This is a genomic window from Desulfoplanes sp., from assembly GCF_054921335.1.
The window spans coordinates 14,164-33,096 of record NZ_JBUDSQ010000017.1; the positions used below are offsets into that span (position 1 = coordinate 14,164).

Consider the following 18,933-nt stretch of genomic DNA (forward strand, 5'->3'; position numbering starts at 1 on the left):
CTCATTGCCAGATCCTGAATAATCATGAGATCTAACTACCTGGTTTTGCTTAAAACTTAATAACATAAAACCTAAAACCGCCTGCAAGAGATACTTTTTGCAGGCACATCCATACGGTCCCTATGGGCACAGCTTTTCCCAATCGGGCTCCTTTTCACTGTCGACCAGAAGATCTTTCTTGCGTCCCGTTTCTCCGCTGGCAACGCTGACATGCCGGGGCTTGATCCCCAAAACAGCGGCGACCACATCCACGAGTTCGCGGTTGGCCTTGTTGTCCACGGGGGGAGCCGCTATCTTTATTTTCAAGCGGTCACCATAGAGCCCCTGGATCCCACTTTTTTTTGCGCGGGGCTGCACCCATACGCAAATCTTCCAAACATGGGAACCGACTTGACAGATATACACGGGGAGGCGGGTATGCATTATTGTGAAAAATAGGATTAGGTAACAGTGGTGAACGGTGATCAACCCGGGAAGAAGCCGGTCAACTGGAACAAGGTACGCACAAGAAAGATTTTCAAGAACTGGATGGCCAGCAACACGACCACGGGGGAAAAATCGATACCGCTTATGTAGGTGAACGGCAGCCATTTCCGGATACGGTAAAAGACCGGTTCGGTGAGATTACGCAGGATGCGTACTATGGGATTGTACGGGTCCGGATTGACCCAGGAGAGCAGGGCAGAAATGATAACCACCCAGAAATACAAAGTAAGGACAGTGTTCAAAAGCATGGAAACGGCTTGCAAAAAATTCTCGAATATAAACATGGATCCTCCTAATACCATCAAAAAACACAGACCTGGTTAAAAATCAAGAAAACAATAATCCCTCAGTTACATTTGGTTCAGCCACGGCATCAATCCACAATCCCGCACGGGTTCCACCATCACTTTATCTCTTTGCGCATGATAGCCCGCAACGCCCAAAAATCAATAAGATGGCGATGGGCCAGCAAGTGTTTGTTCCGGTAGGCCCAAAAACGTACCCCCGCCCTTGATGCGGTCATCTCGTCCACCTTGGAATCCCCAATATACCGTACACTATCCGTGGAGAACTTCCACGCTCTCAAAATGGCATGGATGCCTTCCGGGTGGGGTTTGGGAAAAGCGACCGAGGCAGAGGTTATCACCGGAAAAAAATAACGGGTCAGATCGAACCGCTCCAAGATGGTTTCCATGGTATCCAGACGGTTGGTATCCACGGCCATGCGGATCCCCGATGATCCCAATGTGTCGAGCAGTTCGTAGAGACCACCTGCCGGTTGCAAATAGGGGATATACTTCTTGTACGACAACTTCTTGCGTACCGCGTGCATCTCATCCATGCGCTCGCGGGGGATGATCCGTTCCAATGCCTTTGAAACGGTCTGCATATGGGCGTAGTCGAGTTCGCTCTCGGAGAGTTCCGGAAGACCAAGGGCAAAACGCAATCCGTTGTAATACCTGCGGTTGACTTCCCTGGAATCGAAAAGCACCCCGTCACAGTCAAAAATGATACCACGCACCCGGCCGGACAGTCGCCCGTTCGAGTGCGTGGATAATGGTCTGGAACATACCATGGTCAGTAATCAATCCTTGGTGTCAGAAAACGTTCTTGCATATCCTCCTGCCCGCACACGCCACGAGGGTTTACTTCATCGCCTGGGGAAAAAGCTCCCCGGCAAGTTCCCTGAGCTTGTATTTCTGGATTTTACCGCTGGCGGTCATGGGATAACTTTCAATAAAATGTATATATTTTGGGGTCTTGTACCGAGCGATCTTCCCCCGGCAATAATCGCGGACATCCTCTGGGGCGTATGAATACCCTTCCTTGAGAATGACAAACGCACCGACCTCTTCCCCATACTTGCGGCTTGGGACCCCCACGACCTGGACATCGGATATCCCGTCCATGGTATAGAGAAACTCCTCGACTTCGCGGGGATAGATATTTTCTCCGCCACGGATGATCATATCCTTGATCCGCCCGGTGATGGTCACATATCCGTCCCCGTCCATCACTCCCAGATCTCCCGAGTGGAGCCAACCATGCTTGTCGATGGTCTTGGCCGTGGCCTCGGGCATGTTGTAGTAGCCCTTCATGGAATTGTAGCCGCGGCAGCAGACCTCGCCAATGGTTCCGCTGGGCATTTTCTCATCGGTTTCCGGGTCCATGATGGCCACCTCGATCTCCGGCATGGCCCGTCCCACGGTCTCGACACGCTTCTTGATGTCATCATGCACACGGGTCTGGGTCATTACGGGGGATGCCTCGGTCAGGCCGTAGCAAATGGTGATCTCGTCCATATTCATCTTGTCGATGACCTGGCGCATCACCCGGACGGGACAAGGAGAACCGGCCATGATCCCCGTACGCAGTGTACTGAAATCGAACTTCTCGAAAAGCCTGTGCTCGAGCACGGCGATGAACATCGTCGGAACGCCGTAGAGAGCCGTACACCGCTCGGTTTCCACCGAGGTCATGATGAGCACGGGATTGAATCCCTCAAGAATAATCATGGACGATCCATGGCTGACACAGGCAAGCACCCCGAGCACGCATCCAAAACAATGGAACAAAGGCACGGGAATGCATACACGATCCTCGTTGGTGAATTTCTGGTTCTCACCGATCCAGAACCCGTTGTTCCCGATATTGTAGTGGGTGAGCATAACCCCCTTGGGAAATCCCGTTGTCCCGGAGGTATACTGCATGTTGACCACATCATACGGATCAAGGGTGTCCTGTCTTGCAAGATATTCCTGCTCCGGGATCATCTGCCCGATGGCCAGGAGTTCAGGCATGGAGTACATTCCCCTGTGTTTTTCCTGACCGAGAAAAAACACATTGCGCAGATGGGGAAACGTGTCGGTCTTCAGGTAACCGCGGGCCCGGGTCTTGAGCTCGGGAACGAGCCCGTACATGGTCTGGATATAGTCGGTGTCCCGGAACCCATCCATGATAAAGATGTGTTCGCACTCCGAATGGGTGAGCAGGTATTCGAGCTCCTTGGTTTTATAGGCCGTGTTCACCGTCAGAAGGACCGCACCGATCTTGGCCGTGGCAAACTGCAGGGTGACCCAAAAAGGCACGTTGCTCGCCCAGATGGCCACCTTGTGTCCCTTTTCCACCCCAAGGGCCATGAGTCCTTTGGCTGTCTGGTCGACCACTTCGCCGAACTCCTTGTAGGTCAACCGAAAGTCCCTATCCACATAAACGACCGCATCGTTGTCGGGATATTTCTCGATCGTCTCGTCGAGCATCCGCCCGAGTGTTCGTTCCTGCAAGGCAGGTTGTGTCATGGAATACCTCTATATATCATAATGTAAAATGGGATCGGGCCGGCAACTATTCTGGCCAAAACCGGACAGCCAAACCTGCTTGTCAGCACTCTCCCGGTCTTTCCTCTACAAACATCCTCGACTGACAGACATAGTCACCAATCCACTAGAATATCAAAGCTTCCCAAAACGTCTTGACTCCCCAACGTTCAAAAATTCCATACCTATCTAACACCGCCAAATCCCCTGGAATCTCTAGTGTGGCCAAGCCGCAGTTGTACGTTTTACGTCCAATCGATTGGAGAATTTTCTTGGTTTTTATGGCAGCCCTTCACGAGTACTATACTAAAATTTATGAATTTTCTTGATCCAAAAAATCTCAAAACCTATTCCGGGAAATACAAAACCGCGTAGATCTCTGCGGCTTTGTCCCCGGCACACCCCACATGATGGGGTACGATGGAATTGTAATACGTGCTGTCACCAGGCTTGAGGATGGTTGTCTCCTGACCGTAGATAAGCTCCACTTCTCCGGAGACCACAACGATGAATTCCTCGCCCTCATGCGAGGACAACGACTTGTCCTTGCAGGATTCCGGAAGGATCTCGATGAAAAACGGTTCCATGTGGCGATCGATCTTGCCCTTGCCCAGCCCGAAAAAACGCAAGGCCACTGCCTTGTCCTTCCGGCTCTGCATGCTCAATTCTTCCTCACGTTCGTCCAGGCGCACGATCAAGGGATCCTTGCTGACTTCGTCGTCGAGAAAGGTTCCAAGACGCACTCCAAGGGCCCGTGCTATCTTGAGTAGGGGTCCTAGAGAAGGATACTCGCTTTCCGTTTCAAGGCCGGTGATGAAATCCAGGCTCAGACCGCTACGCTGAGCGAGTTCCTCACGGGTAAGTTCATTCATCACACGAAAATTCTTGATGCGTTCACCGAGTTTTTCCTTGGCCATGAAACGTTCCTCCTTGGTAGTATGTGGTAAGGGCCGCGGATCCGGGTATCGGATGGGGCCGTTCTGGTGTGTTGGCTAATTTCTCGTGAGCCCGACAAGGACAATTTCCTTTGCCTGAAGATCCGCAGGCACCTTCACCCCGGCGTACTCTCCCAACATTCCGGCTGTCATATGGTCCATGGTACAGGCAACGGACACGGAAGGCTCCCAATCAGGAAACAGCGCTGCCATGTTGTCCTCGGGAACAGCCGTCGGTTCGAGGCCATGGTTCTGCATGGCGGCCAGGATGAGGATATCGCTGACCACAAGGCCCGCCTTTTCAGGCATACATCGGAGAAAAGGCAACACGAGACGGTGCCAGTCCATGGTCGGACCTGGCAGGTCCCCCTGATCTTTCCGACAGAAATCCGGGCCAAAGCCGCATTGGTCTTCATCGCTCATGCCGAGATTTTTCTCAAAATCACGGACGGACGTATCGATCTTATTCTGCAGGGCACCAAGGCCCAGCATCTGTTCCTCGAGATGGAATCCGAGCAGGAGCAGCAGCTGGGCATCGGCTAGTTTTTTCTTTTCCTCTCCGGAGTCATCCTTTTTGGGGGAAAGGATTTCGGACTTGATCTCCTGCATGCTCCCGGAAAAAAAATCATCCATCTTTCCGGCCTGAAAATAGGCCGCATCCGAAACATTTTTGAACTGATTCCCGAATGCCAGGCTGTCCTCTAAGAATTTCGAGGCGATCCGGTCCTGATAGACCAGATTTTCGGACCGGAAATAACGGCCCTGCGGATCGCTGCCAGGCCCTACATGGCCGGGATCCATAAACCGGATGGACGCGGGAAAGACATCCGCAACGAGTTCGGGATGCATGGTGGGAAAATGGATCATCATGGAACTATCGGTATGCATACACAATCCTTACTGACGAAAAGATTTTTTTTCAAAAACATTTTGCGAGCGGTTCGAATCCGGAACATCGGCCGTGACACATCGGGCACAGCAGGATACAGGCGTTTTCATGGAGAAAGAGACATCCTCCCGAGGAATCGGGACCGGGGAGATAGTGTGGGCACGTGCCCAGGACCAAATCCCGGTTGCTGAACCGGGGCCAGATCGTGGCGGCCGTCATTTCCTCGATCCCAAAGGCTTCTGCCCGATCCACAAAATCATCGAAACGGGCCTCGGCCTTTTTGAGCACGGTACATGTCCGCGATCCATCATAGCCGGGATTTTTCATTTCCTCGTACAGACAATGGCCGTGGGCGTAAAAACGGCACCCGCTCCCTGGCATTCTGACCAGATTATCTCGTGACGGCAAACCCTCTCCCTGGTCCGAAAATTTAATAAAACATGAACAGGGCACCTATCACGAGCGGCCCCAAGAGAAAAGCGTTTTGAACCCACTCCCAATCTTGACCTAATGGCCACTCCCGGATATATAGTCACACTGTTTCTACGAGGAGGACAACATGTTTGGAATCGGAATACCAGAGCTTATCATCATACTTGTCATCGTCCTGGTCATATTTGGGGCGAACAAATTGCCTGAAATCGGTTCAGGCATGGGAAGGGCCATCAAGAATTTCAAGAAAGCCACCAATGAACCCGAAGAAATCGACGTCACTCCGGATGGGGAAAAAAAAGACGACGATACATCAAAAAAAGCCTAGTCGAGAAGTCTACGTGTAATCCATTTCCCGTACACGTCTTTTCACCATAGAAAGGAATCCTGACAACCATCAGGGTTCCTTTTTTTATGGGCCGGCCGGTACAAGAGCCAATGGAATCCGTTCAAAGGTTGTCACCCCCTGGTAATCGGTAGTCAACGACATTCACGTAAGGACACACCGTCCCTTGCAAGAACGGAGTTTTTGCTACCCCGGCCGACCCTGCAACAAGGCGGGTGGACCGGTCGCAGCAAAGGGCCTGGGACATCTCCAGGAGCACGGCTCCCCGAAAGACGCCTCCGCTGTTTGAACTATGCGAGATCCGACAGTATGTTTGGGAGTGGAGACCACGGAGAGAGTGCTAAAGAAAGAAGTGGACAGAGAACAGGGCAAACGGATTCCTGCAGCAAAAGATCGCTCCGGCACTACAACCACCACCCCAGATAACAATCCTTGGTATTGCTGCTGCGGGGAGGGGGATGGAAGATGGACCCGTGGAGGACCTCTTGAGCAAGAAAGGGGACGGCAGCCATCACTATCCTTCGGAAAAGAAAGCGATTCCCCGGAGTAGATAGTGGACACCGGAGACAAGGGTGAGCGTGGTCACAAGGACGATGAGCAAGACTTCACAGCCTGAACAATTCCAGTCAAAGGTCCTGGCAATGAGGATGGTGATAACCAAGACCACCTGGGCCGCGGTGTTGCATTTACTGACCAGGCTCGGATCGATCTTCGTGGGGACATCCACTCCCAAAAATCCGAGCAGACCCAATCCTCCCACAATGACAAAATCCCGGCTGACCACCAGAACGACCAGCCATGAGGGGACCCACCCCTTAAGGCCGATGCAGATATAGGTAGTGTCGAGCAGAATCTTGTCGGCCAAGGGATCGAGCACGGAGCCCAGAACCGAACGCTGGTCCAGGGTTCGGGCCAGAAACCCATCCAAGGCATCGGTAATACCTGCAATGGCAAAAATGATCCACACAAGCTCGAGATGGTGGTCAATAAAGGCCACGACAATGGCCGGCGTGAACAGGATTCTGGCCAGGGTCAGAATATTCGGAATGGTCCAGTTCGGATGGCTAAACATAGGTTCCCGGTTCTTCGCCCCCGTACCCGACAAGAAGGTTCAAAGGATACCCCGTCTACCACAACACCGTGCGTACCATATCACCAGGAAAGTTGCCGGTCGCGCTCCATGTTCCACTTTACCCAAGGATCCCGACGGTCCTTTTGCATATCAAAGGGGACGGGATCGGAATATTGCCCCGTGGGAGAGATGGAAAAGCTGTACCCCTTCCCAACAACAACCATCCACTCTTCCAAGGTAACCCGGTGTGGGCCGGCAACACGTGCCGGGCCGGAGACGCGGTGTGGCTCGGTTATCGGTCCGGAACCAGCCGGTGGGGATGATGGAGAATAGGCCACGTTGATCTTTCCATCATAGACAAGATATTGTGACCCTTTGTCCTGTTTGACATTGAGCCGGTAGACCGTCCCGGCGACCCCCGCCACAGCGGTGGGAGAGTTGACTTCAAAGGTTCCCTCTTTCCCCAAAAGATCCTGTACCTTGGCCCAGCACCCTCCCATAGCCACGTCCACCTGGATATCTCGGGATTTTTGGGCCACCGCATCCGCCTTGACCAGGGTAAACCGGGTATTGGGCGCGAAACGGACCACACTGCCGTCGGCGAGCCCAAGCTCCATCCGGGATTTTTGGGCCACAGCAACCTTGGCCGGGGCCTGCAGGGTATCATTGGGGGCAAGCGGAGTCCTTGTTCCCAAAACAGTGGCAAAGGCGGTCCCCTCCAACAAAAGGATTCTGGCCTGCCCGGTCAAGGGCAACGCATATTCCGAGGCAAATCCCTGCCCGACAACCGTGAACACTCCAGCCAACAAGACCAATATAACGATCCGCATTGTCGCCATTCTCACTCTCCCTGGTTCTTTGGTTCCTTCTTCTACGAGGTCGGATTCTCCCCTGCATACGATGGCCTGGGAGAAATCGGCTGCCCGTTGAAATATACGAGCCGAAGCCCCCGGTTGGCCAAAAATTTTTCCAGGCGTACCCGGAATGCATCCGGATCCGCGGTCCTCACCTTCCATACCCCGCCCAAGCATTGGTTCGAAAGATCGACATGGACCAAGAAGGATTGTTCGACGAGCTTGCTCCAAGCGGCGAGCTCGGAATCGAAATAGGATACCCCCTCGGTCACATACCATCCATCGATCCTGAAACGGATCGTTCCAAACACCGACGATGCGACCTCGGTCTGTCCGAAATACCGTTCCCACAGTTCAAACCAGACAGCATCGAGAGTTGTCCCGTCTGCCGTGAACCCACGGCCAAAGGCCTGGAGATCCCCTTTCCAGCTCTCCGTGTTCGCCTTGGTTATGCGGATATGGGCCGTTGCGTTATCCATAGCGTCATCGGCCAGAACCCCCCGCACGCCGGTCAACCCTTTCAATTCCTCCAAACGCTGCCAATCCGCCGAATCTACCCCGGACAGTGTCAGCACGGCAGGGGCAGGAGCCGACGAGGTGTACCACAGCCCGAGCTCCTTGAGTACCGTTTTCGTTGCTGCCCGGTTCACCTGGACATCGAGCCGCATGACCATGGCATGGGGATCCTGCTGGTCCCGGATGTCCAGAACCTTGTACCCGAGAACCATTCCGGACGCCCCGCCTCCGAGATGATCGGCCAAAAGCCGGGCTCTTTCTCCAGACACCCCGGCGGCGAGCATGTCGTTTGCCTCCTGGACCACCCCCTTGACAAAGCCCGCCTGCATGGCCTCCTGGCGGACATCGAGAACCCCCTGCCCGGGAGCAAGGGGCCAGACAACCTCAACAGTCTGCGATGCCGAACAGGGGTGTGCCGCAATGGCAAACAAAAAAAACAAAAAAAATGTTATATATCTGATAGATCCAACCTTCATACCGTTCCCTTTCTCTTTCCCTGATACACAATTCAAACACAGGACCACTTAAGGCCCACAACCTTTCCATGCACAACAAGCAGACCACTTTCCCGGTCAGACCCACACGTGTGGTTTTGGGACAACACCGCCAATGACCGGCAGCACCCCGCGGCCGTGGAACATGATAAAAGCGGATGACCGCCTATGAGATGCAGTCATCCGCCCTGGCGGCTATTTCTTCGACGTAAGGGCCACGAACCATGAGCAGGCTCGGACGCAAAACCTGCTAGAACACGGTCAGGGCCCTTTTGAGTTCTTTGATGGACAAGAGTCCGTCCACCCCGGTCATGACATCCTGCGGATTGAAGGCGTTCGTGCGTACGTCCGTTCGCATGATCCCGCGTTCCGTACACAGCCGGACCGCATTAAAGCCCCAATGGTCCCTGGGCACATCGGGAATCCTGCTGGCTTCCCCAATATATTCCGTTGCCAAACCATTCTTGCCGGTGGCCCGAACGATGATGTCCTGAAAAAGCTGGGCCGCCTCTATCCTGCTCACCGGGGCAAGGGGTCGGAATGTATGGTCAGGATAGGGCCGCAGTCCCTCCACCCCGAGACGAATGACCGTCTCGATATCGCTTTTGAGGGGATTATCCTTGATATCGACAACCCCTTTCTCGGTATACAGATCTTCCCCTTGCATCCGGATCCCCTTTGGGGTCTCGAAGGAAACCTTTTCCGGTTCCTGGGTACGGTTGTAGAAGCGCTCCACACCAAGTTCCTCGACAAGGAGTGCGGCCATATCGGCACGGCTCAACCGTTCTACGAGGGCGATCTTTTTTCCGACAATGGACTCGGGGGCGGCCAAATTAGCCTTTTGCACAAATTTCCACCGGTCATACGCCCGTTGCTCGTAGTCCCCTCCAAGCCCTTTGGCCGCAGCGAACATGGATTCCGCCTCACGGAAATCAAGTCCCTGCAGATAGGCCTCTCCCATGTAAAAATGCAGCGCCGGCGAGTCGCGATCGACGAGCATTCCCTTGGAAAACGTTTCTTTGGCCCTGCGGATCAATTTTGTATCGCTCAGACGGCCGGCTTTCTTCATGGCTATGTATGCACGGATTTCAGCGGTAGCGACCTGGATTTTTTCCCAGTCTCCATCAGCCTTGCGCCAGCCGCGCTTGATCAGGCCGAACCCATCGTCGTCCCCGTCAACAACCATGACCAACCCCTTTCCTGCAAGGGCCGGCCCATAGCCGCCATCCAACCCCAGGGCCAGCTCGAATTCGTTGGCCGCTCCAGCGGTATTGTCTTTGTCCAGAAAAGTGATCCCCAGGTTATAATGGTGCTCGGGAGTATCCATGATACCCACCGCCTTCCTGGCCTTGGGAGCGCAGGAGACGACGGCCACGAGACCGGCCAGTAGGATAAAAAAGAGTCCTTTGTGTAGCGTATTCATATATCGTATCTCCCCGTTTTTCATGGCCCGGACGGCACATGATCTCTCCTGTCCCGCCAAGGCCATGGATTGGATCCTATTAATTGAGGACGATCATGACCCTGCACTTTTCGAGGAAATTCTGGTTTTCCGACAACTCACGCAGCTTGTTGGCATCGGCGGTGGAGATGACCAGATCGCTCATCCCCTTTCCCTTGGCGGAAAGCGCCTTGACCACCAGCGGTTTGTCCGTGACACGCGGTCGGGCCTTGGCCTTTTCCATGCCCTTGGCATAGCCTGCCATACCCTGCTGGATGGCATATTCACGGCTGACCAGGGCGGATCCGTACACTTCGGTACCCTGTTCATCGTAGATCTTGGGGCTCATGGCGGGACGGGCACCGCTTCCGGAGGCATCCACGACAAGACCGGTCACCACCACTTCCGGGGTGGTCTCAACCGTCGGAGCCGGGGCAGGCTCGTCAGCCGGAGCCGGGGCAGGTTCATCAGCCGGAGCCGCGGGCTCGGGGACAACGGCTTGCGGTTTGGTAGGAACCGCGTCCATTTTCGGCACAGAGGGTTTAAAGGGCATAGTCTTGGGGATGACAATCTTGGCCAACCCCCCTCTAAGGCTCACGCCCACGGTCGCCTCGACCGACCCATCAGACATGTACGCCACATCGAGGATCTGGGAGTTGTGCAAAAATCCGCTGACCGACGTCCGAATAACATCACTGGTGACCATGTATTGCTCTACCGTTGTCTCCGAATCGATACGCACCCCCTTGACGACTTCGAGGAGATTGCGCCTGGCCACAACAATAGCGGCTCGCCGTGCAAGGGCCCTTGCCTGGGCCATATTCACGGCATTGGCCGGAGGAGCACCGATTCCAGTTGCAGTTGCCACACCTGATTGCCAGTTGACTTCACCACTATCAAAGGTTTGGACAAACCCATCATTGTTTCCCATATCCAGTGCCCATGCTACCGTCGCGGTACACACAAAAAGCAGACTGAAAAGCACTACGCGTTTACCCATTTTCATACCTTCCTCCCAATCGTTCAAGTACATGGTTGTGCCTGAGTTATGAGTACGTTGCTCTATTATCGTGCGCTAACCGGCTACCCCAGTTTGCGCAAGTAATATTTTGCTGCCTTGTTACTTGGTTCATAAACCAAGGTCTTCTTCCACCACGTCCGGGCCTTGTCTTTTTTTCCTGCGGAATAGGCCGCGTACGCCCTGTCATTGTAGACCTTGGCCAGATTATAGCGGGCCTCGGGATCCTTTCCGTTGATACCGAGCACCTTCTTCCACATGGAAATGGCCTCATCGCTCTTGCCGCCGTTGTAAAAAAGCCAGCCAAGGCCGTTGATCGCCTTGATGAATCTGGGACTGATCCGCAGTGCCCGTTCATACTCCAGCCGTGCGTTCGCCCGCATCCCCATTCCCGCAAAGGCGGCGGCCAATCTATAATGGGTCTCCGGGTCATCGGACCCCACGGACTGGGCCTTGCGCAGATAGGTGACCGCCCTGGCAAGATCATGGTCCACGGCATACATGACCCCCAAAAAATAGTACCCGTTGGCGTTTGAGGGGTCTATCGTAAGGATGGCCTTGAATTCCTTGCGTGCCGCATCCACCTTGCCGCTGTGCAGGAGAAGAACGCCGACCCACGTCCGGGCAAAGAGATTGTCCGGGGCCTGTTTGACAACCCCGGCGAACTCCCTTGCCGCGGCATCAAATTTCTCCTGCTTGGCATACATGAGCCCGAGCTGATTCCGGGCAAATTCGTTATTGGGATCCCTGGCCACGACACGCGAGAAAATTTTAGCCGCCTCATCGATTTTTCCTTCAAAGGCCAGTTGCGAACCGGTGAACACGAGTCCGTCAAGATCCTCTGCCCATGCCGGAGGGCACAGACAAACGATCGTCAAAAGAATACAAAATAACCGGACCATCATACCCCCCTTGAAGCGAGTTGAGCAAGTGAAACCGCAATCGTCTCGGCCAAACTCTGCCGGTAAGAAGGTTTCATGAGCAGCCTCTCCTGGTCCGGGTTGGATATAAATCCCGTTTCCAGAAGGATAGAGGGCATCTTGGCCCGGCGGAGTACATAAAAATTTGCCGAGTGCACCCCTCTGTTACGCATGTCGACGTCCTGGGCCATCCTTTGTTGGACAATGGAGGCAATGGATCCGGCCGCCTCCCAGTATCTCCTGCGCTCGAATCTAAAGAGCATATCCTCGATATTCACATACCCCTTTTTGACAAGTTCCTTCTTGTCAAACTTGACCACGGAGTTCTCAAAGGCCGCCACCCGCCTGGCCTCTTTGCTCGAGGCCTTTTCCGAACAGAAATAGGTCTCTATCCCATTTGGTTTACGGTTGGCATTGGCATTTATGTGGAAAGAGACGAACAGATCGGCATTGTACTGGTTGGCCGTCGTGGTCCTGGCGCTCAAGGGGATATAGTAGTCGTCCGTGCGGGTCATAAACAGTTCGAAAGGACGGTTTTGGCGCCCGAGGATGGCGGCCGTACGTTTGACCAGATCGAGAGTGACGTTTTTTTCTTCCAGCTTGTTCAAACCGACGGCCCCGGAGTCGAATCCCCCGTGGCCGGCATCGAGAACCAGCCGACGGACATGGTAGCCCTGATCGCTGTTCTCCTTGAACCTGGCCCTGAAATGGGCTTCTTCCTCCTTGGCCTCGCGCTCGAGCGGAGTCAGGGGCCCCTCGTCCTTTTTCTTGGGGGGCAGCGGTTTTTGCATGATCACTTCGATCATCATCCGGGAGTACACGTCATCCGGATTGATATTGATGACCTTGCGGAAGGATGTCAGGGCATAACGCATCTCACCTAGCTGATAATAGGCCCGACCGAGAAGTCCCCAGACCCATTCGTTCCCAGCATCCATATCCACGGCCTTGCGAAGGGATTTGATCGCCTGCATATATTTTTTCGCCGCCATGAGATCCTGCCCCTCAAGGGCCAGATCAAAGGCCGTTTCCCGAGCAAAGACAAGACCGGGGGCAACCATTGCCGTTGCAAGCCCGAGTGAGCCGGCCCGCAAGAACCGTCGTCGTGTCACCGTATCCATGTCCCCTCCTTGATGGTTAGTACCTTACTCGTGAAAGTCTGCCATAAAAAAGAAGAAAACTCTATAACCGATTGAACATAAAACGTAAAACTGCGGCTTGGCCGCATTAGACCAAGACCATTTTGGAATGTTGGGTTGTTATCGAACCTCTGGTCCAAGGAGTGCCCCTACGGTTTGCTTGCCTTGAACGTACATCGACACTCCATTTTGCAAACTCCGTGTTCCAACGTGGTTCTGGTTTAGTACTTCTTTGTCACCGTTGTGCCCGGATAGTAGTGGGAGAGAATATCCAGGTAGGAACTGCCGCTATTGGCCATCCCCTGGGCCCCCCACTGGCTAAGGCCCACCCCGTGCCCAAACCCCTGTCCCTTGAACAGGAACCCATCGCCCCCACGGGTGATCGACCCGAAGGTACTCTTGATCCGCCCGGCCCCGAGCCAGATACGCAGGGTGTTGCCCTTGACCTCGACATCTCCCGAGTCCGTACCGATCCTGACCTTGGCCCACCGCCCCGACGGGGATCTCTCAATGGTGCGCACTGATCTGACGGGACCAACATGGAACCCTTTTTTGACGAGGATCTTTTGGATTTCCCCGGCAGATATGCGGCAGGACCAATCAAGGGGATGGAATTTTTGGGAAACGGCATCGTCCTTGATCCGGTAATAGGGCATACCGGTGGTCCAGACCCTGGCGGGATCCTCGAGCACCCCGCCGCTGTGTGAATGGAAATAGGAAAGTACCGGGGAACCGTTGTAGGTGAGCACCTGTCCCGCGGTCTCCGCCACGGCCCTGTCGGTCGCCCCGGTGGCCGCCCCCGCACCGCCATAGACCTGCGAGGCGGTGGTTGATGCAACGTCATAGGGTTTGTCCTGGGACTTGGAACGCAGATACAGGGCATAGGTTCTGGCCGCCACCGCCTGGGAGCACAGGGCCTCATTGTCCCATGAGGCGATCATCTCCCTGGGTACGACCCCCCTGAGATACTCCTCGAGGGGGAGCTCATTGACCAGCAGGACCTTGTTCTTTTCAATACTGAACACCGCCCTGCCCGTGTATTTCTTTTTTTTGTAGGTAAAAAAACCGTTCGCGGGGATAAAAACACATCTGCGCCTAAATTTTTTTCCCCCTACCACAAGTGCGTTGCCCATGGCCTCTACACGCAGTGCGGGGCCGCTAAAGACGCTTTCTTTTTTTTGCGATGTTCCCCCTCCCGGACATCCGATCTGGCCGGAGACAAACGACCCCAGGGCCACCCGGATACGAACCGATGGGGACAAAACAGCCCCACCGGGTTCCGGTTTTTCGGGCTGATCGGGCCGCGTTGACCGCAGCTCCCCGGCGATCTGATCGTCCATGAATGCGGCCGTGGCCCTTCGGTTTCCACGGGGAAAATAACGCACATAATCCGCAAACCCCTGTTTGGCCAGGCCAAGACGCCCCTGCTCATAGAGGACCATGGCCCGGTTGAAATAGGCGTTTTCCGTCACTTCCGTGGCGCCAAAACGTTCAATGACCCGGTCGTACACCCCGAGGGCCTGCTTATTTTTTTCGAGAAAAAGGGAAAGGACATCACCCATACGGACCATGGCCGATGCCTGTTGGCGTGCCGTCGGCGCGTACCTGGCAACCTGCTTGTAGAGTTCGACGCACTCGAGAAATTTTCCCTGGTCGAGATAATCCGCGGCCTGTTCAAGCAGCGGGGAGGGATCGAAATAAAACCCCTGGCGGGCCTGAGCGGCACGGACGGATGACAAGAGAACAAAAACGACAAGGACGATCAGGATGCCATCAAGAACTTTGAGTCCACGCATGTACACGTTCGTTCATCTCCTTAAACCCATCGGGTGCAAACCAGTGCATGTCGGCGATACGTTTGAACCAGGTTATCTGTCGTTTGGCATACGCGCGCGTATTGTGCAACCATGTTGCCCTGGTCTCTTCGATCCCGACCCCGTCCAAAAGATGGCCCAGAAGTTCCGGACACCCGATACCGGTGAACGCGGGAGCGTTGCGATCCGGGCATAGCGCATAGGCCCGAGCCATCTCCTGCACCCCCCCGGATACGAGCATGGTGTCGATACGTTTGGCCAATCGTGGGGTGAGATCCTGCAGATCGACATGCACACCGAGCATGAGAACACGCACGTCAGGGGCCTTTTCTCCCGGCTGTTTGTGCCACCAGGACAGGGGTTTGCCTGTGGCTTCAAAAACCTCCAGGGCCCGGGTTACGCGCTGTTTATCGTTTGGATGGATCCTGGCCGCATACTCGGGATCATGGGCCGTTAGCCGTGCATGAAGTACGGCTGAGCCCTCAAGCGCACATGCCCGCTCGATATTCCTGCGCACCCCCGGAGGGATCTGTGGAATGGGGGCTATTCCCTCGACGAGCGTCTTCAGGTATAGTCCCGTCCCCCCAACGAGCAGGGGCAGTTTCCCCCGTTCTGCGATACCGTGTAAGACCTCCTTGACCCCCGCGATGAACGTCCCTGCCTGCACCGGGATATCGAGATCGAGATAACCGTAAAGATGGTGGGGACAGACGGACTGTTCCTCCGGGCTCGGCTGGGCGGTTATCAGCGGGATGTCGCGGTAGACCTGCCTGGAGTCGAAGTTGACCACCTCGGCGTTTAGATGGCGCGCGAGATAGAGGGCCGCGGCCGTCTTGCCCGTTCCCGTGGCCCCGGCGAGACTGACGGCACGGACGGTCTTCACGTTCCTTCTCCACGTTCCCTGTACCGGGCAACGATACGCCGCTCCACACTCTCGGGGACAAGGCCGTGGATATCCCCCCCGAGCTCGGCGACATTCTTGATGATCGTCGAACTGATATACAGCCATTTATAATCGGTCATCATGTAGATGGTCTGGGCGCCCTGGTGCAGCCGCCGGTTCATCAGTCCCATCTGGAACTCATATTCGAAATCAGAGACCGCCCGCAGACCACGCAGGACGGCCTTGCACTTCTTACGGCGCACGAAATCCATGAGCAGACCGCTGAAGGGCTCCACCTCGACCCGTGGTTCCCGGGCAAAGACCTCCCCGACCATGCCCACCCGCTCTTTAAGATCGAACAGCGTCTTTTTTCCGGTATCCGCGGCCACGGCCACCAAAACACCGTCAAAGACATCGAACCCACGGCGGATGAGACTGACGTGACCGTTGGTCAAGGGGTCGAATGTTCCTGGATAGATCGCTATCCGCTTACCGGTAGCTGCCATATGTATATCCTTGTCTGTCCATACTGCTTGTGTTTGACCAAAGTGAGTTTTTCCTCGAATTGGGCCGAACAGTCCACCTGTTTCTCCACCTCCGCACAGACGATCCCCCCGGGCTCGACGATGCCGGCTGCAAGCAATTTTTTCACAGCGGGAACAAGAAGATTTTTCCCATAGGGCGGATCTATGAACGCCAGGGTAAACCGTTGGTCCACTGCGGAATCGAGAAACCGGAAAAGATCCTTGCCGACCACCCGGTACATGGATCTGTCAACACCGAGCGATACAAGATTTTTGCGGATGATTCCGGCGGCCCGTGCATTTTTTTCCACAAACCAGGCAAGCTTGGCCCCCCGGCTCAAGGTTTCCATGGCCAGGGATCCGCTGCCGGCAAAGATATCGATCACCCGGGTCGAGTCCCACTCGATGCCTAGGGAGGTGAGTGTCGAGAACAGGGATTCACGGACCCTGGCCGTGGCGGGTCTGTAGCCCGGACCCGACCCGGTCTTGAGGATCCGGCCCTTATATTTTCCTGCTATGATATGCATATTTTTCAGTCGTCCACGGCAGTGTATTCATCTTGGGGATAGATTTCGGAAAGCAACTGGGAAAGCCGGCCGTTGATGTCGACAAGGTTGTCGCGCAGTTCGGTTTGGTGGGCCCAGCTCATGGCTGCAAGCCGTTCTTTACGTCCAAGGAGCTGTTCGACCCGGCTTTGGGTATCCGCGAACAAATATTCCCAATCGATACCGGGATGGGCCTTTTCCGGCTCAAGTTTGGGCGTCACCGCCCCACCGGGCACGAGTTCACATTCTTCAAGGTACTCCGGAATATGGACCTCGAAACCGAACCGCTCTCTGATGAGCGAGGCAAGCACTTTCTGCCCCCCGTACTCACCATGGACCAGAAAAACCCGTAGCCGGGGATTATAGAAATGCGAAAGCCAGGTTAAGAGCTGTTCCTGCCCGGCATGGGCGGAGAATCCGCCGATAGTAAATACCCTGGCGTTGACCGTGATCTGTTCCCCGAGGATGCGGATCTCCCCGGCCCCGTCAACAATTTTCCGTCCCGGCGTTCCAAAGGCCTGGAACCCGACAAAAACCACGCTCGCGCCCTGCTTCCAGAGGTTATGGCGCAGGTGGTGCTTGATCCTTCCGGCATTGGCCATTCCTGAGGCGGAAATGACCACGGCCGGACCATCAAGGGTGTTGATCTCCATGGATTCCTCGGCGCTCAGGGTCAGCCGCAGATTGGGCAGGCTGAGGGGATCTTCCCCGCCTGAAATGATTTCCCGGCTTTCAGAATCATATACATCCTTGTATTTCCGGAAAATATTCGTCGCCCTGATGGCCAGGGGACTGTCGAGGTAGACAGGCATGTCAGACGGGAGTCTGCCTTCCTTTTGCAGAAGATACAGGGAATAAATGATCTCCTGGCTCCGTTCCACGGCAAATGCCGGAATGATCACCTTCTGCCCGTGGGAATAGCTGTAGTCGATGGCCTCGGCGAGCTCTTCACGGCTTTTGCTTTCGTCTTTATGGTTGCGGCTGCCATAGGTGGACTCCATAAAAAGAAAATCGGCGTCGTTGACCACCTCCGGATCGCGGATGATCAACTGATTGGGCCGGCCAAGGTCCCCGGAAAAGACGATCTTGTGCATCCGCCCTTCTTCCCTGACCCACAACTCGATGAAACTGGAACCGAGTATATGCCCGGCATCCTTGAATTTAACCCGTATCCCAGGGACCGGTTCAAAGACGGTATCGTAGTCCACCGGCTCGATCATGGGGATGGTCCTCTGGGCATCTTCCTGATCGTACAAGGGATCGACCGGCTCCTTGCCGTGGCGCTGCCTGCGCTTGTTTTCCCATCTGGCCTCCATTTCCTGGATATGTGCGGAATCCTTGAGCATGATCTCCAGTAGATCCCGGGTGGGAGGGGTGGTATATATCGGCCCTGAAAATCCGTTGCGCACGATATGTGGCAACAGGCCCGAATGGTCGATATGGGCATGGGTGAGCAGAACAAAGGAGAGAACGTCCGGCTGGTACACGTCGATCCGGTTTTGGTTGCGTTTTTCGATCTCCCTATTCCCCTGGTGCATGCCGCAATCCACGGCAAAACGGTGGCCTGCCGCTCCGAGAATATAGCAAGAACCGGTCACGGTTCTTGCTGCTCCGCAAAATTTGACCTTCATTTATCCCCCTTGTGATCATCCCGAAAAACTCCGCCCATGGCCCCAAAACGGCCCTTTCCAACCTTTGCCCTTTATCAGGTTTTGGTATAATACGATTTGTTTGACCCAAAGGGGTACGCCCCCCTCCCGGGGTATCCGCACCAATCACAACACCCCCAGTGGACAACAAACCTTCTCC

20 protein-coding genes are annotated in these 18,933 nt (G+C 54.9%); 1 reads left to right on the forward strand and 19 read right to left on the reverse strand.

Annotated features, from left to right (window positions below; genetic code table 11):
• Positions 1-120: 120 nt before the first annotated feature.
• The 7 genes from ACY692_RS05565 to ACY692_RS05595 form a co-directional block, all read right to left on the reverse strand.
• Entirely contained in the window at positions 121-423 is a 303-nt protein-coding gene (locus tag ACY692_RS05565) for a DUF167 domain-containing protein (protein WP_462324357.1), read from the reverse strand.
• A gap of 41 nt (positions 424-464) precedes the next feature.
• Entirely contained in the window at positions 465-770 is a 306-nt protein-coding gene (locus ACY692_RS05570) for a YggT family protein (RefSeq protein ID WP_462324358.1), read from the reverse strand.
• Between the two features lie 119 nt (positions 771-889).
• The gene (locus ACY692_RS05575; RefSeq protein WP_462324359.1) at positions 890-1,561 is read right to left on the reverse strand and encodes an HAD family hydrolase; all 672 of its coding nucleotides are present in this window, start codon (positions 1,559-1,561) and stop codon (positions 890-892) included.
• Positions 1,562-1,631: 70 nt separating this feature from the next.
• The gene (locus tag ACY692_RS05580) at positions 1,632-3,284 is read right to left on the reverse strand and encodes an AMP-binding protein (protein ID WP_462324360.1); all 1,653 of its coding nucleotides are present in this window, start codon (positions 3,282-3,284) and stop codon (positions 1,632-1,634) included.
• A 365-nt stretch (positions 3,285-3,649) separates the two neighbouring features.
• Positions 3,650-4,219, reverse strand: coding sequence for a helix-turn-helix domain-containing protein (locus ACY692_RS05585; RefSeq protein ID WP_462324361.1), 570 nt, complete (start codon positions 4,217-4,219; stop codon positions 3,650-3,652).
• 75 nt (positions 4,220-4,294) lie between these two features.
• Positions 4,295-5,125: a hypothetical protein gene (locus ACY692_RS05590; protein ID WP_462324362.1), complete on the reverse strand. Its 831-nt coding sequence runs from the start codon at positions 5,123-5,125 to the stop codon at positions 4,295-4,297.
• A gap of 31 nt (positions 5,126-5,156) precedes the next feature.
• Positions 5,157-5,534, reverse strand: coding sequence for a hypothetical protein (locus ACY692_RS05595; RefSeq protein ID WP_462324363.1), 378 nt, complete (start codon positions 5,532-5,534; stop codon positions 5,157-5,159).
• Positions 5,535-5,685: 151 nt separating this feature from the next.
• Between ACY692_RS05595 and ACY692_RS05600 the strand changes: the two genes are divergently transcribed.
• Complete coding sequence (locus ACY692_RS05600) at positions 5,686-5,886, forward strand: twin-arginine translocase TatA/TatE family subunit (RefSeq protein WP_462324364.1); 201 nt, start codon at positions 5,686-5,688, stop codon at positions 5,884-5,886.
• A 532-nt stretch (positions 5,887-6,418) separates the two neighbouring features.
• Here ACY692_RS05600 and ACY692_RS05605 read toward each other — a convergent pair.
• The 12 genes from ACY692_RS05605 to ACY692_RS05660 all read right to left on the reverse strand — a co-directional run bounded on the left by ACY692_RS05605 (position 6,419) and on the right by ACY692_RS05660 (position 18,755).
• Complete coding sequence (locus ACY692_RS05605; RefSeq protein WP_462324365.1) at positions 6,419-6,976, reverse strand: CDP-alcohol phosphatidyltransferase family protein; 558 nt, start codon at positions 6,974-6,976, stop codon at positions 6,419-6,421.
• Between the two features lie 80 nt (positions 6,977-7,056).
• Positions 7,057-7,815, reverse strand: coding sequence for a FecR family protein (locus tag ACY692_RS05610; protein WP_462324366.1), 759 nt, complete (start codon positions 7,813-7,815; stop codon positions 7,057-7,059).
• A gap of 32 nt (positions 7,816-7,847) precedes the next feature.
• Positions 7,848-8,822, reverse strand: a complete 975-nt coding sequence (locus ACY692_RS05615; protein ID WP_462324367.1) for a hypothetical protein — start codon at positions 8,820-8,822, stop codon at positions 7,848-7,850.
• 268 nt (positions 8,823-9,090) lie between these two features.
• Positions 9,091-10,263: an S-layer homology domain-containing protein gene (locus tag ACY692_RS05620; protein ID WP_462324368.1), complete on the reverse strand. Its 1,173-nt coding sequence runs from the start codon at positions 10,261-10,263 to the stop codon at positions 9,091-9,093.
• 79 nt (positions 10,264-10,342) lie between these two features.
• Entirely contained in the window at positions 10,343-11,287 is a 945-nt protein-coding gene (locus tag ACY692_RS05625) for a hypothetical protein (protein WP_462324369.1), read from the reverse strand.
• 77 nt (positions 11,288-11,364) lie between these two features.
• The gene (locus tag ACY692_RS05630) at positions 11,365-12,201 is read right to left on the reverse strand and encodes a tetratricopeptide repeat protein (RefSeq protein ID WP_462324370.1); all 837 of its coding nucleotides are present in this window, start codon (positions 12,199-12,201) and stop codon (positions 11,365-11,367) included.
• Positions 12,201-13,340 (reverse strand): N-acetylmuramoyl-L-alanine amidase, encoded by a 1,140-nt coding sequence (locus ACY692_RS05635; RefSeq protein ID WP_462324371.1) that lies wholly within the window; start codon positions 13,338-13,340, stop codon positions 12,201-12,203. Before ACY692_RS05635 ends, ACY692_RS05630 begins: the two co-directional genes overlap by 1 nt.
• Before the next feature lie 239 nt (positions 13,341-13,579).
• Positions 13,580-15,154, reverse strand: a complete 1,575-nt coding sequence (locus ACY692_RS05640; RefSeq protein ID WP_462324372.1) for a SpoIID/LytB domain-containing protein — start codon at positions 15,152-15,154, stop codon at positions 13,580-13,582.
• Positions 15,132-16,055, reverse strand: coding sequence for a tRNA (adenosine(37)-N6)-dimethylallyltransferase MiaA (gene miaA / locus ACY692_RS05645; RefSeq protein WP_462324373.1), 924 nt, complete (start codon positions 16,053-16,055; stop codon positions 15,132-15,134). Before miaA ends, ACY692_RS05640 begins: the two co-directional genes overlap by 23 nt.
• Positions 16,052-16,561 (reverse strand): pantetheine-phosphate adenylyltransferase, encoded by a 510-nt coding sequence (gene coaD, locus ACY692_RS05650; protein WP_462324374.1) that lies wholly within the window; start codon positions 16,559-16,561, stop codon positions 16,052-16,054. The genes miaA and coaD overlap by 4 nt, the downstream gene beginning before the upstream one ends.
• Complete coding sequence (gene rsmD / locus ACY692_RS05655) at positions 16,537-17,106, reverse strand: 16S rRNA (guanine(966)-N(2))-methyltransferase RsmD (protein WP_462324375.1); 570 nt, start codon at positions 17,104-17,106, stop codon at positions 16,537-16,539. The genes coaD and rsmD overlap by 25 nt, the downstream gene beginning before the upstream one ends.
• A 5-nt stretch (positions 17,107-17,111) precedes the next feature.
• Positions 17,112-18,755 carry an MBL fold metallo-hydrolase RNA specificity domain-containing protein gene (locus tag ACY692_RS05660; RefSeq protein WP_462324376.1) on the reverse strand — a complete coding sequence of 548 codons (1,644 nt, stop codon included), beginning with the start codon at positions 18,753-18,755 and terminating at the stop codon, positions 17,112-17,114.
• Between the last annotated feature and the right edge of the window lie 178 nt (positions 18,756-18,933).

Coding starts and splice junctions, on each gene's coding strand:
- ACY692_RS05565 (WP_462324357.1), bottom strand. CDS start 423: ATGCATACCCGCCTCCCCGTGTATATCTGTCAAGTCGGTTCCCATGTT.
- ACY692_RS05570 (WP_462324358.1), bottom strand. CDS start 770: ATGTTTATATTCGAGAATTTTTTGCAAGCCGTTTCCATGCTTTTGAAC.
- ACY692_RS05575 (WP_462324359.1), bottom strand. CDS start 1,561: ATGGTATGTTCCAGACCATTATCCACGCACTCGAACGGGCGACTGTCC.
- ACY692_RS05580 (WP_462324360.1), bottom strand. CDS start 3,284: ATGACACAACCTGCCTTGCAGGAACGAACACTCGGGCGGATGCTCGAC.
- ACY692_RS05585 (WP_462324361.1), bottom strand. CDS start 4,219: ATGGCCAAGGAAAAACTCGGTGAACGCATCAAGAATTTTCGTGTGATG.
- ACY692_RS05590 (WP_462324362.1), bottom strand. CDS start 5,125: ATGCATACCGATAGTTCCATGATGATCCATTTTCCCACCATGCATCCC.
- ACY692_RS05600 (WP_462324364.1), top strand. CDS start 5,686: ATGTTTGGAATCGGAATACCAGAGCTTATCATCATACTTGTCATCGTC.
- ACY692_RS05605 (WP_462324365.1), bottom strand. CDS start 6,976: ATGTTTAGCCATCCGAACTGGACCATTCCGAATATTCTGACCCTGGCC.
- ACY692_RS05610 (WP_462324366.1), bottom strand. CDS start 7,815: ATGGCGACAATGCGGATCGTTATATTGGTCTTGTTGGCTGGAGTGTTC.
- ACY692_RS05615 (WP_462324367.1), bottom strand. CDS start 8,822: ATGAAGGTTGGATCTATCAGATATATAACATTTTTTTTGTTTTTTTTG.
- ACY692_RS05620 (WP_462324368.1), bottom strand. CDS start 10,263: ATGAATACGCTACACAAAGGACTCTTTTTTATCCTACTGGCCGGTCTC.
- ACY692_RS05625 (WP_462324369.1), bottom strand. CDS start 11,287: ATGAAAATGGGTAAACGCGTAGTGCTTTTCAGTCTGCTTTTTGTGTGT.
- ACY692_RS05630 (WP_462324370.1), bottom strand. CDS start 12,201: ATGGTCCGGTTATTTTGTATTCTTTTGACGATCGTTTGTCTGTGCCCT.
- ACY692_RS05635 (WP_462324371.1), bottom strand. CDS start 13,340: ATGGATACGGTGACACGACGACGGTTCTTGCGGGCCGGCTCACTCGGG.
- ACY692_RS05640 (WP_462324372.1), bottom strand. CDS start 15,154: ATGCGTGGACTCAAAGTTCTTGATGGCATCCTGATCGTCCTTGTCGTT.
- coaD (WP_462324374.1), bottom strand. CDS start 16,561: ATGGCAGCTACCGGTAAGCGGATAGCGATCTATCCAGGAACATTCGAC.
- rsmD (WP_462324375.1), bottom strand. CDS start 17,106: ATGCATATCATAGCAGGAAAATATAAGGGCCGGATCCTCAAGACCGGG.
- ACY692_RS05660 (WP_462324376.1), bottom strand. CDS start 18,755: ATGAAGGTCAAATTTTGCGGAGCAGCAAGAACCGTGACCGGTTCTTGC.